2 protein-coding genes are annotated in these 1,554 nt (G+C 68.3%); both read right to left on the reverse strand.

Annotated elements, in window-relative coordinates:
- On the reverse strand, positions 1–999 hold a 999-nt coding region (locus tag JaAD80_RS28870; protein WP_146012605.1), incomplete at its 3' end, for a M56 family metallopeptidase.
- 3 nt (positions 1,000–1,002) lie between these two features.
- Positions 1,003–1,380: a BlaI/MecI/CopY family transcriptional regulator gene (locus JaAD80_RS28875; RefSeq protein ID WP_102299619.1), complete on the reverse strand. Its 378-nt coding sequence runs from the start codon at positions 1,378–1,380 to the stop codon at positions 1,003–1,005.
- Between the last annotated feature and the right edge of the window lie 174 nt (positions 1,381–1,554).

Raw genomic sequence — 1,554 nt, forward strand, 5'->3', positions numbered from 1 at the left:
CAGGGCCAGGCCCATGCCCAGCCGGGCGCGCCAGTGCATGCTGCCGGGGCCGCTGTCGCGCATGCGGGCCACGCGCTCGAGCATGCTGTTTGGCTGGCCGCCAAACGCCAGGCCGGCAGGAAAGCGCGTCTGCAAGCCCAGCTGGCGCACCAGCGCGGCCGCATAGTCGCGCCGCTGCTGCTGGGGCCGGCCAGCCAGCACGTGGCTGTCGCAGCCCAGTTCCTGCGCCCAGGCCAGTTTGCCTGCCAGCCAGCCGGCCGCCGGGTTGAACCACAGCAGCAGCTGTACGCCGCTGGCCAGCAGCTGCAGCACGGGATCACGGCGGCGCGCATGCGTCAGCTCGTGTTCGATGACCAGTTGCTGCTGCCCGGGCGTGAAGTGGCGCAGATGTGCAGGCAGCAGCAAACGGGGCCGCCACACGCCGAGCAGCATGGCCGATATCGGCGCGTCGATTTCCAGCACGGCGATGCGCTGGGCTTGCAACTGGCACAGCTGCGCCGGGGCAAACGCGCCATGCGCGGCCAGGTCCGCCGTCGCCAGCGGCCGCGCCGCCTGCAGCAAGGCGCGCAAGGTGTGGCGGCCGCGCCAGCGGCGCCACGCCAGCATGGCCAGGCCCAGCAGATATATGCCCAGCCAGACGGTGGCCAGCATGCCCAGCCAGGCCGCGGCCGATGGCGCTTCCACCGGCGGCGCAGGCATCAGCTCAGGGATGGCTGCAGTGAGGGACGCGGACGCGGCCAGCGGCAATATTGCGTCGGCTGCGGCCGGCACAGCGGCGGCCAGGCTGATCTCGGGCACCACACTGATCTGCTGGCCGTGCGGCAAGAGCGGCAGCAGGAACACGGCGGCCAGCACCAGCAGGGGCGCCAGCCACGCGCTGCGCTGGGCCGACAGCGCGGGCCAGCGGCGTTGCGCCAGCGGCAGCAAACAGCGCAGCAACAAGCTGGCAAACAGACAGGCCACTGTTGCCTGCAACACGGTCAGGGCGAACAGGGTCATCGCTTATTCCTTCGCGTCGGCGGGCCAGTCGTGCAGCAGCTGCTCCAGCGCCGCCAGTTCCTGCTGGTCCACCAGCTTGCTGCCCGTAAACATAGTGACCGGCAAGGGACTGTCGATTTCCATCACGCGGCGGCCAAAGTCGTGGGCGAACGCGGCCAAGGTCGCCACCTTGTCCACATGGGCTTCATACACGAGCACGCCGTGTACGCTGCGCTGCAGCAGCATGCCCTTGTCCAGCATGCGCTCGACGGTCTTGCGCGTGGAGGAAAACGACCAGCCCAGCTCTTCCTCCACGCGGGCATGCAGCTCGCGCGCGGACAGCGGCTGCTCCTTCCACAAGGCTTTCAACAAGCTCAATTCGGTGACGGACGGCGTGCTCATGGCGACTCCCTTAATGACTGTTGACACAATTATGCGACAACAGTCACATACATGCAAGTCGTATTTGCGACAGCTGTCGCAGGCCTAAAACTCTTCCCATTCATCCTCGCCCGCGCGCTGTTTGCCGGCCGGCGCTGCTGGCGGCACGTGGCGCGCCACCGCCTTGACGGGCAA

The organism is Janthinobacterium sp. AD80 (assembly GCF_002878455.1).
Classification (GTDB): domain Bacteria; phylum Pseudomonadota; class Gammaproteobacteria; order Burkholderiales; family Burkholderiaceae_D; genus Janthinobacterium.